Below are 17,447 nucleotides of genomic sequence, written 5' to 3' on the forward strand. Positions count from 1 at the left end.
ATGCGCGACATCATGGGTATGATGGGCAAGGTCAAGGAAATGCAGGCCAAGATGGAGAAGCTTCAGGAGGAAATCACCTCCATGGAAGTGGATGGCCAGTCTGGCGGCGGCCTTGTAACGGTGAGGTTGACGGGCAAGGGCGACCTTCGTAGCCTGAAAATCGATCCTTCCCTGTTCAAGGAAGACGATATCGAAATTCTCGAAGATCTAATCGTTGCGGCCCACAAGGATGCCAAGGACAAGGCCGAAGCGATGACGGCAGAGCGCACCCGCGAGCTGACAGCAGGCCTGCCAATTCCACCCGGAATGAAGCTGCCGTTTTAAGCCTTGTCTGGAAGTCAAGCGACAGGCACCGCTATCTCTCCTCCTTCATTCCTGTGCTCGTCACAGGAATCCATGGTTTCATTACGGGTGGCGTTTCGTTGCTTCTCCCCGTCCTGGTGGATTCCTGTGACGAGCACAGGAATGATGAGGGGGAGGGGAAGTATGAACGTTTACCCCTCCAGCATTGCCCGGAAGCGAGTAGCAAGGGGTGTTGTCAAACATGCAGCCCGCTCTTCGTCGGTGAGCGACCGCGCGCGAAACCGTTGCAATATCAGCGGCATTGATACTTTGAAGCCTTCATAAGGCTCGAATGTCACCGCCTCACCCGCAACCAGCATTCCAGCCTTCAGCACCCGGCAGTAAAAGCCGGGCTGTCCGGCGGCGCGGAAGCGCGAGGCAAAATCGGCGTCGTTTACGCGGGCCGATAGTGTGGCGCAGGGAATGCGGGCGGCGGTGACTTCCAGCGTTACCTCCGCCATCACAAGACGGTCACCGACGTGGATGGTGGCGCTGTCAGCGCCATCGACCACAAGGTTTTCGCCAAAGAAGCCGGCTTCGACCTGAAATCCCAAAGTATTTGACCAGTAAAGGAGATCGGCAGACCCCATGGCGTATATCGCTTGATCCGGTCCGCCGTGATGCTTTTTGTTGCAAACGGCATCGCCGACAATGCCCGCGCTGTCGATCATGACGGAGCCCTGCATCGGGGTTTTGAAGATTCCGGTTTTTGCGGTTTTCCCGGATAACGCCCGTGCTGTGCCACGGCAGATGGCGTGAATGTGCATCGGCGCGGTTTCCTGATTCCTGTTTTGGTAATTATGCAGTAGAAGGCGCCTATGGCAAAGCGAGTCACCGGACCTGAAATTGAAAAACTGATCCAGCTTCTGGCGAAAGTGCCGGGGCTAGGGCCGCGTTCAGCACGGCGGGCGGCGTTGCATCTGGTCAAGAAGAAAGACCAGCTCATGGGGCCTTTGGCCGATGCCATGGGTGAAGCCTACCGCAATGTACGCATCTGTTCGTGCTGCGGTAACGTCGATACCATGGACCCCTGCACTGTGTGCACTGACGATCGGCGTGATCAATCCATCATTATCGTGGTGGAAGACGTGGCCGACCTGTGGGCTCTGGAGCGGGCGGGCGCGATGAATGCAGCCTATCACGTGCTCGGCGGGACGCTCTCGCCGCTTGATGGTATCGGGCCTGACGATCTCAACATCCGCAAACTGGTTGAGCGCGTGGCAGCGGGCGGAGTGCGCGAACTCATCATCGCGGTCAATGCCACGGTGGAGGGGCAGGCAACCGCTCATTACATTACCGATCAACTCGATGGTCTGGATGTCAAAATCACTCGACTGGCCCATGGCGTGCCGGTGGGGGGCGAGCTGGATTATCTGGATGAAGGTACGCTGAACGCGGCGCTTCGCGCCCGCACAGCCATTTGATAATGAGGTTGATGATGCTCACATTGCTGAAGGCATTTGCCCTGACCATTCTGCTTGCTACCCCTGCATTTGCAGCGTCCAAGGCAGATGTGGAAAAGAGTTTCCGCACATGGATCGTCAGCGATTTGCAGCCGGATGCACGCAAGGCCGGGATTTCGGAAAGCGTCTTTCGCACCGCCATGAGCAGCGTCAAGCTGAACTGGGATCTTCCCGATCTGGTGCCGCCCGGCACCAAGCCACCGAAGGAACGCCCGCAGAGTCAGGCGGAATTTTCGTCGCCGTCCTCTTATTTTTCCGAAAAACGGCTGGCCGGGCTGGCAACGACGGGCCGCGAACTGGCACGCACCCATGCCCGTACGATACGCGCCATCGAGCAGAAATACGGCGTGCCGGGGCCGGTGCTTCTGGCCATCTGGGGCCGGGAATCGGGCTTTGGCCGTGCCAATATTCCGCACCCGGTGCTGGATGTTCTGGCGACCAAGGCCTTCATGTCCACCCGCAAGGACCTGTTTCGCAAGGAATTGATCGCGGCGCTGAAGATTGTCGCATCGGGCGATGTCGCGCCGGGCAGCATGAAAGGGTCCTGGGCTGGTGCCATGGGGCAGCCGCAGTTTCTGCCCTCAAGCTATCTGCAATATGCGGTGGATTTCGATGGGGACGGACACCGCAACATCTGGACCTCCGTGCCGGATACCCTCGCCTCCATTGCCAACTATCTGGCGGTCAAAGGCTGGGTGCGGGGCCGCGATTGGGGTTTTGAGGTGCGCATTCCTGAAACGCTGTCCTGCGCGCAGGAAGGGCCAGACCTTGCAAAGCCCGTTTCCGCTTGGGAAGCGATGGGCATTGCGCGTGTGAACGGCAAAGCCTTTCCGGCAAATGAGCGTAATGCCTCGGCCATGATGTTGGTGCCAGCCGGTCGCTACGGCCCGGAGTTCATCGCTACGCCAAACTTTTATGTCATCAAGGAGTATAACAACTCCGACCTGTACGCGCTGTTTATCGGCAATCTTGCCGACCGGATCGGCAGCAATGGTGGAGCGTTCATCGGCGAATGGGGTAATGTCGGCAAAATGCTGCGTTCGGATGTATCGGCCATGCAGCGCGCGCTGGAGGCCAAAGGCCATGACGTCGGTGGTTCTGACGGGCTACCGGGCTACAAAACCCGCCGGGCGCTGGGCATCTGGCAGAAGAGCACGGGGCGTGCTGTGACCTGTTATCCGGATGCCAGCCTGAAAACGGTGCTGAAATAGTCATTGTTCTGGAGCATTTCGAGTAAAAGCGGGATCGCTTTTACGTCTGGACAATGCGGCACAGTAAGAGGCCAGATCATGTCTGGCAAACACGTATTCGCCAGACATGATCTTGCAGCCTTGCATTTCGGCTGTGCAGCTTGTATATGACATTCAAATTCTTGATCGGTTGATGAAGAGTGGGTCCCACCGGACCCGCTCTTTTTTGTTAGCCGGACGGTTTTAACGTTTTAAACATCCGGGAGACTTCATGTCCGATACGCCGCTCACACCAGACGCACCAGAGCCGCGCCTTATTGTTGAAACCGGTATTGATCGCCGTGTGGCCGATATCATTGAGCCGACCATCGTTCAGCTCGGTTTTCAGCTTGTGCGCGTGCGTCTTTCGGCGCAAAATGGTGCCACCTTGCAGATCATGGCCGAGCGGCCTGATGGTACGATGACCGTTGAGGACTGCGAAGAACTGTCGAAGGCAATTTCGCCGGTTCTGGATGTGGACGACCCGATCGACAAGGCATACCATCTGGAAATGTCATCGCCGGGTATCGACCGCCCCATGGTGCGTATTTCTGATTTTACGCGGTGGCACGGCCATCTGTTGAAGTGCGAGACATCCATTCTGGTGGACAACCGCAAGCGTTTCAAAGGGACGATTGCGGGCGTTGAGGACGAAGGCTTTACGCTGGAGCGCGAGCAGCCGGCAGAAGGCGAAACGCCGACGGTGTTCATTCCGTTTACCGCGTTGGCCGAAGCGCGGCTGATTCTGACGGATGACCTGATCCGCGAAGCCTTGCAGGCCGACAAGAAGGCCAAGGCCGCCCGGGATGCGGCCAATGAAAATTTTGAAGACGAAGACGATACCGATAGCGAATAAAGACTGGGCGAATAAACGCCAAACCCGCAAGATATGCAGCATACGGAGTAACAAGAGATGGCAGTGAGTGCTAACCGGCTTGAGCTTCTGCAAATTGCAGATGCCGTTGCACGCGAAAAAGTGATCGACCGCGAGATCGTTCTGGCCGCCATGGCCGACGCGATCCAGAAGGCCGCTCGTTCGCGCTACGGTTCGGAGTCCAACATTCGCGCCGACATCAACTCCAAGACCGGCGAAATTCGCCTTCAGCGCTTGCTGGAAGTGGTCGAAGAAGTCGAAGATTACGCCACGCAGATCGCTCTGGAACTGGCCCGTGACCGCAACCCGGATGCTATCCTCGGCGACTTCATCGCCGATCCGTTGCCGCCCATGGATTTCGGCCGTATCGCTGCCCAGTCCGCCAAGCAGGTAATCGTGCAGAAAGTACGCGAAGCCGAGCGTGACCGCATGTTCGATGAGTTCAAGGACCGCGTTGGCGAGATTGTCAATGGTACCGTCAAGCGTGTCGAATACGGCAACGTCATCGTTGATCTGGGCCGGGGTGAAGGTATCATTCGCCGTGACGAGATGATTCCGCGCGAAAACATGCGCTATGGCGACCGTGTTCGGGCCTTCGTGTACGATGTGCGCCGCGAGCAGCGCGGTCCGCAGATTTTCCTGTCGCGTACCCATCCGCAGTTCATGGTGAAGCTGTTCACCATGGAAGTGCCGGAAATTTACGATGGTATTATCGAAATTCGCTCGGTGGCCCGCGATCCCGGTTCGCGCGCCAAGATTGCCGTGATCTCGAACGATAGCTCGATTGATCCCGTCGGCGCTTGCGTCGGTATGCGCGGTTCACGCGTTCAGGCCGTTGTAGGCGAGCTTCAGGGCGAAAAGATCGACATTATTCCTTGGAGTCAGGACCCGGCATCCTTCATCGTCAATGCGCTTCAGCCTGCTGAAGTTGCCAAGGTGGTTCTGGATGAAGATGCAGAGCGCATTGAAGTGGTGGTGCCCGATGAGCAGCTGTCGCTGGCCATTGGTCGTCGCGGCCAGAACGTGCGCCTTGCCTCGCAACTGACCGGTTGGGATATCGACATTCTGACCGAGCAGGAAGAGTCCGAGCGTCGCCAGAAGGAATTCAACGAGCGCACCAACCTGTTTATGGAAGCGCTTGATGTGGACGAAATGGTCGGTCAGGTTTTGGCGTCCGAAGGGTTTGCACAAGTCGAAGAGCTTGCCTATGTAGAGCTTGAGGAAATTGCCGGCATCGACGGTTTCGACGACGATACCGCCAATGAAATCCAGACACGCGCCCGTGAGTTCCTGGATCGGCGTGAGGCCGAGCTGGATGCCAAGCGCAAGGAGTTGGGCGTTTCAGACGAGCTTCGTCAGATCGATGGTCTGACGACCCAGATGATGGTGGCGCTCGGTGAAGACGGTATCAAGACGATTGAAGACTTTGCCGGCTGTGCCGCTGACGATCTGATTGGCTGGTCGGAGCGCAAGGACGGTGAAACCAAGCGTTTCGAAGGCCTGTTCTCCAAACTCGACCTGTCGCGCACCGAAGCGGAAGGCATGATTCTGCAAGCCCGTCTGTCGGCTGGCTGGATTACAGAGGAAGAACTGGCTGAACAGAGTGCGGCAGTCGAAGACGCTGATGGCGAGGACGCCGAGGCTGCAGAAACCGACAAGCAGGACGCCTGATATGACCTTGTCCGCCCGCCAGGCCGATAATTCGGCCAGCGATGAACCTGTGCTCGATGGGCAAGCGGTGGCAACACCGCCTTTCCCCGGACTGGCGGCATCGCGGGTACGCGCGGCCGACGCTGAGCGCATGTGCATCGTTACGCGCGAGAGCGGCAGCAAGGACGATCTGATCCGGTTCGTTGCAGGGCCGGACGGTCGTGTGGTGGCCGATATCAAGGGCAAGCTGCCCGGACGTGGTTGCTGGGTGAAAGCCGAGCGACCGGTGCTGGAAAAAGCAATTGCCAAAAAGCTGTTCGCCCGCAGCCTCAAGGCCGATGCGAAGGCGACGCCGGACCTGGCCGATGAGGTTGATCGGCTGTTGGTGATGCAGCTTTCGGGCATGATGAATCTGGCGCGCAAGGCTGGCCAGTTCATTACCGGATCGGCGAAAGTCGATCTGGCTGTGCGCGGCGGCGAGGCGCTCGCTGTGTTTCACGCGGTGGACGCGGCAGCCGATGGTGTTCGCAAGATTGATCAGGCCCGCAAGGCTTTTCATCTCGGAACGGACGCTGACAATGAAATTCCCGCCTACCGGTTCTTTACCGAGGCGGAAATGCAGGGGCTTTTGGGCCAGAATGCGTTTATCCACGCCGTAGCGCTTGCAGGGCAGGCGGGTGAGGGTGTAGTGAAACGCGCAACCATACTTGCCACCTATCGTGGCAATTCGCAGGCGCAGGCGCTCGACGCCAGCCAGCCAGCACAATGATTTCGGCGACCGGCTTTGCCGGCTGCACGTGCATTGGATATGATGATTTGAACGACGGGGTCTGCTGATACGCATCCGACCCCGATCTTAGGAACGGGAACGGAATGACGGACAACAACGACGACAAGACAATCAGCGTAGCGGGCAAAAAGACGCTGACCTTGAAACCCACCGGGGTTAATCAGGGAACCGTTCGCCAGGACATGGGTCGTGGCAGAACGAAGGCCGTTGTGGTCGAGACCCGCAAGCGGCGCCCGTCGCGCCCGGAAGACGAAAAGCCGATTACACCAGTAGCGCCGGTTGCCAAGGCTCCTGTGACGGCGGCTGCACCCCAGCCGCAAAAGCCGGTTTCAGGCCAGCAGCGTCCGCAGCAGCCCAATCGCTTGCAGCAGACAGACCGTCCGCAACAGCCTGTTCGCCAGCAGGTTCAGAACACTGCACCCCGTGCCGAGGCTCCCAAGCCGCGCGTTGGCGTCGTTTTGAACCATCTGTCGGCCGGTGAAATCGAAGCCCGCCGCCGTGCGCTGGCCGAAGCGCAGGTGCGCGACGCCGAGGATGCAAAGCGCCGGGTTGAGGAAGAAGCTCGCCGCAAGGTGGAGGAAGAAGCCCGTATCCTTCGTGAGAAGGAAGAGGCCGCTCGCCGCGCCGCTGAAGAGCTTGCCAACCCGACACCGCCACCCGCACCAGTCGTGGAGCCGGAAGTGGTTGCCGCCGCACCGGAGCCGATTGCCGCTGCCGCCCCAGCCCCGACTGGGGATCGCCAGCGCCCGACAGTCAATCGGACAGCGGCTGCCGCTCCGGCAGCCGCAGTGCCCGGTCGCCGCAAGACCGAAGGCGATGACGAAGAAACCCGCAGCCGCAACGCCGGAAGCCCGGCACGCGGCAAGGTCGTTCGCCCCGAGCCTGCCAAGGTTGCGCCCGCCCGTCCGAAGGTCGAGGAAGATCGCCGCCGTGGCAAGCTGACGCTGACCGCAGCCCTGGACGATGATGGTACGCCGCGCGGCCGCTCCATGGCCGCCATGCGCCGCCGTCAGGAAAAATTCCGCCGCAGCCAGATGCAGGAAACCCGCGAGAAGATTGCGCGTGAAGTCATTTTGCCGGAAACCATCACCATTCAGGAACTGTCGCAGCGTATGGCTGAACGGTCTGTGGATGTGATCAAGTTCCTGATGAAGGAAGGCCAGATGATGAAGCCGGGCGACGTCATCGACGCCGATCTGGCGGAGTTGATCGCTGGCGAATTCGGCCATACGGTTCGCCGTGTTGCGGAGTCCGATATCGAAACTGGTATCTTCAACGTGACGGATGAGGTCGGTGAGCTGATTTCGCGTCCGCCCATCGTCACCATCATGGGCCACGTCGACCACGGCAAGACCTCGCTTCTCGATGCGATCCGTCACGCCAATGTGGTGTCGGGCGAAGCCGGTGGTATTACGCAGCATATCGGTGCGTATCAGGTTGAGCAGAACGGCCAGAAGATCACCTTCATCGACACCCCCGGCCACGCCGCCTTTACGGCCATGCGTGCCCGTGGTGCGCAGGCAACCGATATCGCCATTCTGGTGGTTGCGGCTGACGACAGCGTGATGCCGCAGACAATTGAATCGATCAACCACGCCAAGGCGGCCAATGTGCCGATTATCGTGGCGATCAACAAGGTCGACAAGCCTACAGCAAATCCGCAGAAGGTACGCACCGAACTGCTTCAGCATGAAGTGTTCGTGGAATCCATGGGCGGTGAAGTGCTGGACGTGGAAGTGTCCGCAAAGCAGGGCACCAACCTCGACAAGCTTCTGGAAGCCATTCTGCTGCAGGCCGAAATTCTGGACTTGAAGGCCAATCCGAACCGCACGGCCGAAGGTACGGTCGTGGAAGCCGAGCTGGACCGTGGTCGTGGTTCCGTTGCCACCGTTCTGGTGCAGACAGGTACGCTGACGCCGGGCCAGATCATCGTGGCTGGCGATCAGTGGGGTCGCGTGCGCGCGCTTGTCAACGACAAGGGCGAGCATGTGAAGTCCGCAGGTCCGGCAACACCGGTGGAAGTACTGGGTCTTTCCGGCACGCCGCAGGCAGGTGACCGCTTTGCCGTCGTCGAAAACGAAAGCCGTGCACGTGAAATCGCCGAGTACCGTCAGCGCCTGACGCGCGACAAGGCCGTTGCACGTCAATCCGGTCAGCGTGGTTCGCTGGAGCAGATGATGACGCAGTTGTCTTCGTCCGGCGTTAAGGAATTCCCGCTGGTCATCAAGGGCGACGTGCAGGGTTCCATCGAAGCCATTATCGGCGCGCTGGAAAAACTGGGCACGGGCGAAGTGCGCGCACGCATCGTTCATTCGGGCGCAGGTGGTATCACCGAGTCGGATATTTCGCTGGCGGAAGCCTCGAACGCCGCGATCATCGGTTTCAACGTTCGTGCCAATACGCAGGCTCGTTCGGCGGCGGATCGCTCGGGCATCGAAATCCGCTACTACAACATCATCTACGATCTGGTGGATGACGTGAAGGCAGCGATGTCCGGCCTGCTGTCACCGGAACGCCGCGAGACCTTCCTGGGCAATGCCGAGATCCTCGAGGTGTTCAACATCACGAAGGTCGGCAAGGTTGCGGGTTGCCGCGTTACCGAAGGCAAGGTGGAGCGTGGTGCCGGGGTGCGTCTGGTGCGCGACAACGTGGTTATCCACGAAGGCAAGCTCAAGACGCTCAAGCGCTTCAAGGATGAAGTGTCGGACGTACAGACCGGTCAGGAATGCGGTATGGCGTTCGAGAACTACGAAGATATTCGTGCAGGCGACACCATCGAGTGCTTCCGCGTCGAGCATATCACGCGTACGCTGTAAGATCGCAGCCGCTCAAAACACGACAACGGGCGCCGGTTTTCCGGCGCTCGACTTTTTTAAAAGCCTTCTGCCTTTTGAGCAGTTAGACGCTTGAGGTAAAGAATGACGAAATCCACATCATCAGCCCCTTCGCAGCGTATGTTGCGCGTTGGTGAGCAGGTGCGCGCCGCCGTAACGCAGGTGCTTCAACGCGGAGAGGTTCGCGATCCACTGCTGGAAAAGACCGTGATTTCCATTTCCGAAGTACGCATGTCGCCGGATCTGAAAATTGGAACAGCTTACGTAACCCCTCTCGGCGTTGCCGATCATCAGGGTGTGATTGACGCTCTCAACCGCAATGCCAAATTCATTCGCGGGCGCATGGGTGCGCAACTGCGGCAGATGAAATACATGCCGGAAGTCCGTTTCCGCGACGATACCAGCTTCGACAATTACAAGAAGATCGATGCTTTGTTGCGCTCGCCCGAAGTCCAGCGCGACCTGGCCGCTGGCACGGACAACGACACCGACGAACAAGTTTAAAACCTGCCCATAGCCGGGGTGCCTTTAAGGCATACCCTATCGCGCAGCAAATCAAGAGTATGACATGGCACGACGTGGCAAGGTAAAAGGCCGTCCGGTTTCCGGCTGGTTGATTCTGGACAAGCCGGTGGATTTCGGCTCGACCGAAGCCGTCTCTAAAATCAAGTGGCTGCTGAAAGCCCAGAAAGCCGGCCACGCCGGTACGCTGGATCCATTGGCGTCCGGCATGTTGCCGATTGCCCTGGGCGATGCCACAAAGACCGTACCCTACGTTATGGATGGGCGCAAAGTCTATGAATTCACGGTGACGTGGGGCGAAGAGCGCTCGACCGACGATCTGGAAGGCGAGGTCACGCAGTCGTCCGAAAACCGTCCGTCGGACGCGGATATTCAGGCACTGCTGCCGAACTATACCGGCACGATCCAGCAGATTCCACCGCAGTTCTCGGCCATCAAGATCGACGGCAACCGCGCTTACGATCTGGCGCGCGAAGGCGAGGTGGTTGAGATACCGTCCCGCGAGGTGGAAATCCATCGCTTGACGTTGCTCGGTTCTGACGAAAACGCAGCGCATTTCGAAGTTGAGTGCGGCAAGGGCACCTATGTGCGCTCGCTGGCGCGGGACTTCGGCCGCGATCTCGGCTGCTACGGCCATATTTCCTCGCTGCGCCGCACCTTCGTTGCGCCGTTCGGGGAAGGGGACATGGTGCCTCTGGCTGATCTGATTGCTCTGGAATCCATTGAGGACGAGGCCGAACGTTTGGCCGCCCTTGACGCGTATATCATTGAAACGGGCGAGGCGCTGGCCAGTCTGCCGCATCTCGTCATTACCGACGATCAGGCCCACCGCCTGCAGATGGGCAACCCCATTCTGGTGCGTGGCCGTGACGCGCCCGTGGCGGAACAGGAAGCCTACGCCACGGCACGCGGCAAGCTGATCGCAATCGGTGAAATCGTCAGCGGTGAGTTCCGCCCCAAACGGGTGTTTAACGGGCAGTGAACCTTCTGCCCCTGCACATTACCCTCGTTTTTGACGTTCAACGAGTTTTGCAACACCCCAACCGGTCATGCTAGTCAGAACGGCAAACATTGTGAAGCCACCGATGATCGTAAGAGGTTGACTGGTTTTGAATGTCCCGGACACGATCATAAATGTTGAATAGATCAGTGCTCCGGGAACGCCATGGACCAAAAGTGCCTTCCATAACGGCATCGGTGGATATTGCTTCCCGAGTGTGTCGGGAACGGTCGTAACCGCGCTTACATGCTGTCGATTCAGCGTCAGCGATGAATGCGCGACAATCCTGTTTGGCTGTAGCCAAACGTGGCTTCCAGCGTAGTGCCGTGTTCAGGCAAGTCCGCCTTCAATACGATGGGGATGAGGTTGTACCGATAGGACGATGAAGCAATAAGGGTGTCGTCCAGAAAGATGGAAGCTTTCGTCCGCATCCGCCAGTCTGTCTCATGTACCAGCAGAAGATGAATACCTTGTGCATTTGCACGCCATCTCTTCCGAAACATTTTAGCCTCGTCAATTTATTTATATCTAATATGTATCTTTGGAGCTTGTCTTGTCAACGCTGGCAACGAAGCGGGCAGATGTGACACCAAACTACCGCCTCTTTCTTTTCCCACAAAATTGCTTTATAGGCAGCCTGCGCTGTACGGGTCTTGCACCTGTCACAAAGCACTCATGGCTGCAGCTGGACGACATCTCGGCTGTTGGCGACCTTAAAATCCTAACATAGAAGGGATATTGCGATGTCGATTACTCCAGAGCGCAAGCTTGAACTCGTGAAAGAATATGCAACAACCGAAGGCGATACCGGTTCTCCGGAAGTTCAGGTGGCAATTCTCACCGAGCGGATCAACAATCTGACCGAGCACTTCAAGAGCCACAAGAAAGACAACCACTCGCGTCGTGGTCTTCTTGCCATGGTTTCCAGCCGCCGTTCGCTGCTGGACTACTTGAAGAAGAAGGAAGAAGCCCGTTACACCAAGCTGATTGGTGCCTTGGGCATTCGCCGCTAAGGTTTTTTCGGCGGACGATCCTGTAGATCGTTCGCCGAAACTCTATTTTGCGCTGTCAACGACAGCGCCATGAATGTCAGGCAGACCGGATGGGCCGGTTTGCTGAAAAACAAACCGGTGACCTGTCATGGGGCAGGATTGCTGGGTGCTTGACCTCGTGTTGCAGCAATCCGGATATAAGCGGTTCCGCTTTACTGGACATGCTGAGAGTGAAGCATCCCGTTGTCTTGCCCGTGATGTGTCGCACCCGTGCCAAGCCGATCCCCGCGCCGTTTCAGGCGCTTGCGGGTGCGGTACGGCACACACGAAGGACGAATATATGTTCGATACTCACACGGTCGAAATCGAATGGGCCGGACGCCCGCTCAAGCTCGAAACCGGCAAAATCGCACGTCAGGCTGACGGCGCTGTTCTGGCAACCTACGGCGAAACTGTCGTTCTGGCCACAGTCGTTTCGGCAAAGTCGCCAAAGCCGGGCCAGGACTTCTTCCCGCTGACGGTCAACTATCAGGAAAAGACCTACGCTGCCGGTAAAATTCCCGGTGGTTACTTCAAGCGCGAAGGTCGTCCGAGCGAAAACGAAACTCTTGTTTCCCGCCTGATCGACCGTCCGATCCGTCCGCTGTTCCCCGATGGTTACAAGAACGACACACAGGTCGTTGTTACCGTCATGCAGCACGATCTGGAAAACAACCCGGACATTCTGTCCATGGTTGCCGCATCGGCTGCGCTGACGCTTTCCGGCGTTCCCTTCATGGGCCCGGTCGGTGGCGCGCGCGTTGGCTACATCAACGGCCAGTACGTTCTGAATCCGCATATCGACGAGATGGACGAGTCCACGCTGGAACTGGTTGTTGCCGGTACGCAGGACGCCGTGCTGATGGTGGAATCGGAAGCCAAGGAACTGCCGGAAGACGTTATGCTGGGCGCGGTCGTGTTCGGCAAAAACGGCTTCCAGCCAGTCATCGATGCGATCATCAAGCTTGCCGAAGTGGCTGCGAAAGAGCCGCGCGATTTCAGCCCGGAAGACCATTCACCGCTGGAAACAGCGATGCTTGGCTTTGCCGAAGCGGAACTGCGCGAAGCCTACAAGAACACCAACAAGGCTGAGCGCTACGCCGCTGTCGACGCTGTTAAGGCCAAGGTGAAGGCACAGTTCCTGCCGGAAGGTACGGAGCCGACTGAATATACCTCGGAAGAAGTTGCTGCGGTCTTCAAGTCGCTGCAAGCCAAGATCGTTCGCTGGAACATTCTCGACACCAAGAGCCGTATCGATGGGCGTAACCTTGAAACGGTTCGTCCGATTGTGTCGGAAGTCGGTCTTCTGCCGCGCACACACGGCTCTGCCTTGTTCACCCGTGGTGAAACGCAGGCGATCGTGGTTGCAACACTTGGTACGGGCGAAGACGAGCAGTACGTGGACAGCCTGACGGGCATGTACAAAGAACGCTTCATGCTGCACTACAACTTCCCTCCCTATTCGGTAGGTGAAACTGGCCGTATGGGCTCTCCGGGTCGCCGCGAAATCGGCCACGGCAAGCTGGCATGGCGTGCGCTTCGCCCTGTTCTGCCTGCTGCCGACCAATTCCCTTACACCGTGCGTGTGGTATCGGAAATCACCGAATCCAATGGTTCGTCGTCCATGGCAACCGTGTGCGGCACTTCGCTCGCGCTGATGGATGCCGGTGTGCCGATTGCAAAGCCGGTTGCCGGTATTGCCATGGGTCTCATCAAGGAAGGCGAGCGTTTCGCAGTTCTGTCCGATATTCTCGGTGACGAAGACCACCTCGGCGACATGGATTTCAAGGTGGCCGGTACTGAAGCTGGTATCACGTCGCTGCAGATGGACATCAAGATCGACGGCATTACCGAAGAAATCATGGGCATCGCGCTGGAACAGGCCAAGGGTGGGCGTCTGCACATTCTTGGTGAAATGGCCAAGGCCATCACATCCAGCCGTTCAGAACTGGGCGAGTTTGCGCCCCGTATCGAAGTGATGAACATTCCGGTCGACAAGATCCGTGAAGTTATCGGTTCGGGTGGCAAGGTCATTCGCGAAATCGTTGAAAAGACGGGCGCGAAGGTGAATATCGAAGACGACGGTACGGTCAAGATCGCATCGTCTTCGGGCAAGGAAATCGAAGCGGCGAAGAAGTGGATTCACTCCATCGTTGCCGAGCCTGAGGTTGGCCAGATCTACGAAGGCACCGTTGTCAAGACGGCGGACTTCGGCGCCTTCGTCAACTTTTTTGGTCCTCGCGATGGTCTGGTGCACATTTCGCAGCTGGCTGGTGAGCGCGTCGCCAAGACCTCTGATGTCGTCAAGGAAGGCGATAAGGTTTGGGTCAAGCTGATGGGCTTTGATGAGCGCGGCAAGGTTCGCCTGTCCATGAAGGTTGTCGATCAGGCAACCGGCAAGGAAGTCGTGGCCGAAAAGAAGGCCGAAGGCGAAACCGAAGCTTGAAGCTCCACACAGGTTGAGACAGGAGGCGCGGGACAGGTTTGTTCCGCGCCTTTTGTTCCTTAAAAAGGTCGCGACACGGCAAAGCCAAGAGACCATGTTGCCAAGGATAGAGTGAATGAGCCGAGACGCACTGAAAACCCTTTTCCACCCCTTCGCAAGTGAGGTTCTGCCCCCGCTTGGCGCTGGCGAGCGCGTGCTGTTTCTCGGCGCGGAAGCGGGATATATTCTACCCCCGGGCTTTGAAGCCACGATTGAGGCTGTGCAGCCGTTTCGCCCGCTCTATCGCGCTCTCGAGGCCTCCCGTGCCGCTGTGAAGCCGGTCGTTGAGGGTGAGGCCTATGATGCCGCCTTTATTCTCTGCGGCAAGCACAAGGGCGAGAATGAAGACCGAATTGCCGAAGCGCTAAAGCGTGTGAAGCTCGGTGGTTTGATCGTGGTCGCCGGCGGCAAGGAAGACGGCATCCAGTCGCTGCGCAAGCGGATCGAGCGGTTTGGCTGGGGCGGGGACTCGCTGCCAAAATACCACGGCGTCGTGTTCTGGTTCGGGCGTCCTGAGAATGTCGATGATGTGATTGCAAAATTGCAAAAGCAGGCCGTGCGTGTCGATGGTCGCTTTACGGCTGCACCGGGCATGTTTTCACACGACCGTATCGATGGCGGCTCTGAGCTGCTGGCGTCACGTCTGCCGGAGGATTTCCGGGGTCACGCTGCGGACTTCGGCGCTGGCTGGGGCTATCTTGCCGTGGAACTGGCGAAGAAGGCTCCCGGCGTCAAGGGTATCGATCTGTTTGAAGCCGATTACGAAGCGCTGGAGGCGGCACGCGCCAATATGGCAGAGAATGCGCCGCGCGTTCCTGCCCGTTTCCATTGGCAGGATATGACGTCGGAAGAGACCCGCGACAAGTTTGACCTGATTGTGATGAACCCGCCGTTCCATGAGGGACATTCAACCGAGCATTCGCTGGGTGTGGCCATGATCAAGGCGGCTGCGAAATCCCTAAAAATTGGTGGACGGCTGATGCTGGTCGCCAATCGTGGACTTCCTTACGAGCCTGTGCTGGAAACCAGCTTCAAGGAATTTGGTGAAACCTGCCGAAATGCTCGCTTCAAGGTGCTGTGGGGCAAGCGTTAAACGCTGGAAGCATGAAACAAAAAAGGGCGCGAACCGCAGGGTTCGCGCCCTTTTTTTCGCAATGCAATGACTTACTCGGCGTCTGCCTTGCGCAGTGCTTCCACGACCGGCATGGACGTAATGTTGTAGCCGGAATCGACGTAATGAATCTCTCCGGTAACGCCGTTGGACAGATCGGACAGCATGTAGAGTGCCGAGCCACCGATATCATCGATGGTGACTGTGCGGCGCATGGGAGAATGCTTCTGCTGCCAGGACAACATGGCGCGCGCATCGGAAATGCCGGCACCTGCCAGTGTGCGGATCGGGCCTGCGGAGATGGCGTTGACGCGAATGCCACGCGGGCCGAAATCAGCGGCGAGATACCGCACGGATGCTTCCAGTGCAGCCTTTGCAACACCCATGACATTGTAGTTCGGCATGACCCGCACCGAGCCGCCATAGGTGAGGGTGAGCATGGAGCCCCCCTCGTTCATCAAGCCTGCGGCGCGCTTGGCAATTTCGGTGAAGGAGAAACAGGAGATAACCATGGTACGGGTGAAGTTATCCCGCGTGGTATCCGCATAAAGCCCCTTCAGCTCGTTTTTGTCGGAGAAGCCGATGGCGTGAACGATAAAGTCCAGTTTGCCCCAGCGCTCCTCAATGGCCGAAATGACGGTATCCACGGAGGCAATATCTTCCACGTCGCAAGGCAGCAGAAAATCGGAACCCAACTCAGCCGCAAGCGGCTTCACCCGCTTGCCAAGTGCTTCACCCTGATAGGTAAAGGCCAGTTCCGCGCCCTGTGCTGCCAATGCCTTGGAAATTCCCCAGGCAATGGAGTGGTTGTTCGCGACGCCCATGATGAGCCCGCGCTTTCCGTTCATAATTCCGGTCATGGATTTATCCGTTGTAGCGCTGGAAGACGAGCGTTGCGTTGGTGCCGCCAAAGCCGAAGGAGTTGGACAGGACGGTGTCGATCTTGGCGTTGTCGATGCGCTTGCGCACAATCGGAACGCCCTCAAACTCGGGGTCAAGTTCGGTAATATGCGCACTTTCCCCGATGAAGCCTGCCTGCATCATCAGCAGGCCGTAAATGGATTCCTGCACACCGGCGGCACCCAGCGAATGGCCTGTCAGCGACTTGGTGGACTGGATATGCGGGATCTTGTCGCCAAACACTTCGCGGATCGCACCGATTTCCTTGGAGTCGCCCACCGGCGTCGAGGTGCCGTGGGTGTTGATGTAATCTACCTCGCCGGTCACGGTCGCCAGCGCCTGCCGCATGCAGCGCGCGGCACCTTCGCCCGATGGTGCAACCATGTCGTAGCCATCGGATGTTGCGCCATAGCCCACAACTTCCGCATAAATTTTTGCGCCACGCGCCTTGGCGCGTTCCAGTTCTTCCAGAACCAGCACGCCGGCTCCGCCGGCAATCACGAAGCCATCCCGGGTTGCGTCATAGGCACGGGAAGCCGTTTCCGGCGTAGCGTTGTACTTGGACGACATGGCGCCCATGGCATCAAACAGGTTGGACATGGACCAGTCGAGGTCTTCGTGACCGCCGGCGAACATCACGTCCTGCTTGCCCCACTGAATCATTTCCACGGCATTGCCGATACAATGGGCCGAGGTGGAGCAGGCCGATGAAATGGAGTAGTTGACGCCGTGAATCTTGAACCATGTGGCAAGCGTTGCCGAGGCGGTGGACGACATCGCCTTTGGTACGGCAAAGGGGCCAATACGCTTGGGGCTGTTGTTCTTGATAGTGATATCAGCCGCTTCGATGATGGTGCGGGTGGATGGACCACCCGAACCCATGATGATACCGGTGCGCTCATGGCTGATATCGGCTTCTTCGAGGCCGGCATCGGCGATGGCCTGCTTCATGGCGACATGGTTCCATGCGCCGCCCTGGGACAGAAAGCGCATGGCGCGCCGGTCTACCAGATCGGTCGGGTCCAGCGTGGGTGCACCCCAGACCTGGCACTTGAAGCCGTGCTCGGCAAAATCGGCTGAAAACGAAATGCCGGACTTGGCATCGCGCAGCGAGGCGGTAACTTCCGCAGCGTCATTTCCAATGGAGGAAACAACGCCGAGACCTGTAACAACAACCCGTCTCATGTTTGCGACCTTTTCTAAAACTTCTCAGTAA

The 17,447-nt window shown here is 58.2% G+C and carries 16 protein-coding genes; 12 read left to right on the forward strand and 4 right to left on the reverse strand.

Annotation, left to right across the window (positions count from 1 at the left end; translation table 11 throughout):
- Positions 1 to 324 (forward strand): YbaB/EbfC family nucleoid-associated protein, encoded by a 324-nt coding sequence (locus tag IFT84_RS12775; protein ID WP_192119932.1) that lies wholly within the window; start codon positions 1 to 3, stop codon positions 322 to 324.
- 170 nt (positions 325 to 494) lie between these two features.
- Here the strand turns inward: IFT84_RS12775 and IFT84_RS12780 are convergent, their stop codons facing one another.
- Positions 495 to 1,109: an MOSC domain-containing protein gene (locus IFT84_RS12780; RefSeq protein ID WP_192119935.1), complete on the reverse strand. Its 615-nt coding sequence runs from the start codon at positions 1,107 to 1,109 to the stop codon at positions 495 to 497.
- Positions 1,110 to 1,160: 51 nt separating this feature from the next.
- On the opposite strand from IFT84_RS12780, the gene recR reads away from it, so the two are divergent.
- The 8 genes from recR to truB all read left to right on the forward strand — a co-directional run bounded on the left by recR (position 1,161) and on the right by truB (position 10,686).
- Positions 1,161 to 1,766, forward strand: coding sequence for a recombination mediator RecR (recR, locus tag IFT84_RS12785; protein WP_192119937.1), 606 nt, complete (start codon positions 1,161 to 1,163; stop codon positions 1,764 to 1,766).
- An 11-nt stretch (positions 1,767 to 1,777) separates the two neighbouring features.
- Positions 1,778 to 3,016, forward strand: coding sequence for a lytic murein transglycosylase (locus IFT84_RS12790; RefSeq protein WP_192119938.1), 1,239 nt, complete (start codon positions 1,778 to 1,780; stop codon positions 3,014 to 3,016).
- 250 nt (positions 3,017 to 3,266) lie between these two features.
- Entirely contained in the window at positions 3,267 to 3,890 is a 624-nt protein-coding gene (gene rimP, locus IFT84_RS12795) for a ribosome maturation factor RimP (RefSeq protein ID WP_192119940.1), read from the forward strand.
- A 57-nt stretch (positions 3,891 to 3,947) separates the two neighbouring features.
- Entirely contained in the window at positions 3,948 to 5,579 is a 1,632-nt protein-coding gene (gene nusA / locus IFT84_RS12800; protein WP_192119942.1) for a transcription termination factor NusA, read from the forward strand.
- A 1-nt stretch (position 5,580) separates the two neighbouring features.
- On the forward strand, positions 5,581 to 6,327 hold the full coding sequence (locus tag IFT84_RS12805) for an RNA-binding protein (protein ID WP_192119944.1): 747 nt from the start codon (positions 5,581 to 5,583) through the stop codon (positions 6,325 to 6,327).
- A 104-nt stretch (positions 6,328 to 6,431) separates the two neighbouring features.
- Positions 6,432 to 9,164, forward strand: coding sequence for a translation initiation factor IF-2 (gene infB / locus IFT84_RS12810; protein WP_192119946.1), 2,733 nt, complete (start codon positions 6,432 to 6,434; stop codon positions 9,162 to 9,164).
- A gap of 102 nt (positions 9,165 to 9,266) precedes the next feature.
- Positions 9,267 to 9,686, forward strand: coding sequence for a 30S ribosome-binding factor RbfA (gene rbfA, locus IFT84_RS12815; RefSeq protein ID WP_192119948.1), 420 nt, complete (start codon positions 9,267 to 9,269; stop codon positions 9,684 to 9,686).
- Between the two features lie 64 nt (positions 9,687 to 9,750).
- Positions 9,751 to 10,686: a tRNA pseudouridine(55) synthase TruB gene (truB, locus tag IFT84_RS12820; protein ID WP_192119950.1), complete on the forward strand. Its 936-nt coding sequence runs from the start codon at positions 9,751 to 9,753 to the stop codon at positions 10,684 to 10,686.
- 281 nt (positions 10,687 to 10,967) lie between these two features.
- Here truB and IFT84_RS12825 read toward each other — a convergent pair whose 3' ends face one another.
- Positions 10,968 to 11,207: a hypothetical protein gene (locus IFT84_RS12825; RefSeq protein WP_192119952.1), complete on the reverse strand. Its 240-nt coding sequence runs from the start codon at positions 11,205 to 11,207 to the stop codon at positions 10,968 to 10,970.
- Positions 11,208 to 11,447: 240 nt separating this feature from the next.
- On the opposite strand from IFT84_RS12825, the gene rpsO reads away from it, so the two are divergent.
- The 3 genes from rpsO to IFT84_RS12840 all read left to right on the forward strand — a co-directional run bounded on the left by rpsO (position 11,448) and on the right by IFT84_RS12840 (position 15,313).
- Positions 11,448 to 11,717 (forward strand): 30S ribosomal protein S15, encoded by a 270-nt coding sequence (gene rpsO, locus IFT84_RS12830; RefSeq protein ID WP_192119954.1) that lies wholly within the window; start codon positions 11,448 to 11,450, stop codon positions 11,715 to 11,717.
- 319 nt (positions 11,718 to 12,036) lie between these two features.
- On the forward strand, positions 12,037 to 14,181 hold the full coding sequence (gene pnp / locus IFT84_RS12835; protein ID WP_192119956.1) for a polyribonucleotide nucleotidyltransferase: 2,145 nt from the start codon (positions 12,037 to 12,039) through the stop codon (positions 14,179 to 14,181).
- 115 nt (positions 14,182 to 14,296) lie between these two features.
- A complete protein-coding gene (locus IFT84_RS12840; RefSeq protein ID WP_192119958.1) occupies positions 14,297 to 15,313 on the forward strand; it encodes a class I SAM-dependent methyltransferase in 1,017 nt (338 codons plus the stop codon).
- Positions 15,314 to 15,384: 71 nt separating this feature from the next.
- Here IFT84_RS12840 and fabI read toward each other — a convergent pair whose 3' ends face one another.
- Together fabI and fabB are read right to left on the reverse strand one after the other, a co-directional pair.
- Positions 15,385 to 16,191 carry an enoyl-ACP reductase FabI gene (fabI, locus tag IFT84_RS12845; RefSeq protein WP_192119960.1) on the reverse strand — a complete coding sequence of 269 codons (807 nt, stop codon included), beginning with the start codon at positions 16,189 to 16,191 and terminating at the stop codon, positions 15,385 to 15,387.
- A 4-nt stretch (positions 16,192 to 16,195) separates the two neighbouring features.
- Entirely contained in the window at positions 16,196 to 17,416 is a 1,221-nt protein-coding gene (gene fabB, locus IFT84_RS12850) for a beta-ketoacyl-ACP synthase I (RefSeq protein ID WP_192119963.1), read from the reverse strand.
- Between the last annotated feature and the right edge of the window lie 31 nt (positions 17,417 to 17,447).

This window comes from Rhizobium sp. CFBP 8762 (genome assembly GCF_014841565.1).
GTDB lineage: Bacteria > Pseudomonadota > Alphaproteobacteria > Rhizobiales > Rhizobiaceae > CFBP-8762.

Bases quoted from the DNA above. Each gene is read 5' to 3' on its own strand.
- truB (WP_192119950.1), top strand. From the start codon at position 9,751: ATGGCACGACGTGGCAAGGTAAAAGGCCGTCCGGTTTCCGGCTGGTTG.
- pnp (WP_192119956.1), top strand. From the start codon at position 12,037: ATGTTCGATACTCACACGGTCGAAATCGAATGGGCCGGACGCCCGCTC.
- nusA (WP_192119942.1), top strand. From the start codon at position 3,948: ATGGCAGTGAGTGCTAACCGGCTTGAGCTTCTGCAAATTGCAGATGCC.
- fabB (WP_192119963.1), bottom strand. From the start codon at position 17,416: ATGAGACGGGTTGTTGTTACAGGTCTCGGCGTTGTTTCCTCCATTGGA.
- IFT84_RS12825 (WP_192119952.1), bottom strand. From the start codon at position 11,207: ATGTTTCGGAAGAGATGGCGTGCAAATGCACAAGGTATTCATCTTCTG.
- rimP (WP_192119940.1), top strand. From the start codon at position 3,267: ATGTCCGATACGCCGCTCACACCAGACGCACCAGAGCCGCGCCTTATT.
- rpsO (WP_192119954.1), top strand. From the start codon at position 11,448: ATGTCGATTACTCCAGAGCGCAAGCTTGAACTCGTGAAAGAATATGCA.
- rbfA (WP_192119948.1), top strand. From the start codon at position 9,267: ATGACGAAATCCACATCATCAGCCCCTTCGCAGCGTATGTTGCGCGTT.
- IFT84_RS12790 (WP_192119938.1), top strand. From the start codon at position 1,778: ATGATGCTCACATTGCTGAAGGCATTTGCCCTGACCATTCTGCTTGCT.
- fabI (WP_192119960.1), bottom strand. From the start codon at position 16,191: ATGACCGGAATTATGAACGGAAAGCGCGGGCTCATCATGGGCGTCGCG.
- IFT84_RS12780 (WP_192119935.1), bottom strand. From the start codon at position 1,109: ATGCACATTCACGCCATCTGCCGTGGCACAGCACGGGCGTTATCCGGG.
- IFT84_RS12840 (WP_192119958.1), top strand. From the start codon at position 14,297: ATGAGCCGAGACGCACTGAAAACCCTTTTCCACCCCTTCGCAAGTGAG.
- recR (WP_192119937.1), top strand. From the start codon at position 1,161: ATGGCAAAGCGAGTCACCGGACCTGAAATTGAAAAACTGATCCAGCTT.
- IFT84_RS12805 (WP_192119944.1), top strand. From the start codon at position 5,581: ATGACCTTGTCCGCCCGCCAGGCCGATAATTCGGCCAGCGATGAACCT.
- infB (WP_192119946.1), top strand. From the start codon at position 6,432: ATGACGGACAACAACGACGACAAGACAATCAGCGTAGCGGGCAAAAAG.
- IFT84_RS12775 (WP_192119932.1), top strand. From the start codon at position 1: ATGCGCGACATCATGGGTATGATGGGCAAGGTCAAGGAAATGCAGGCC.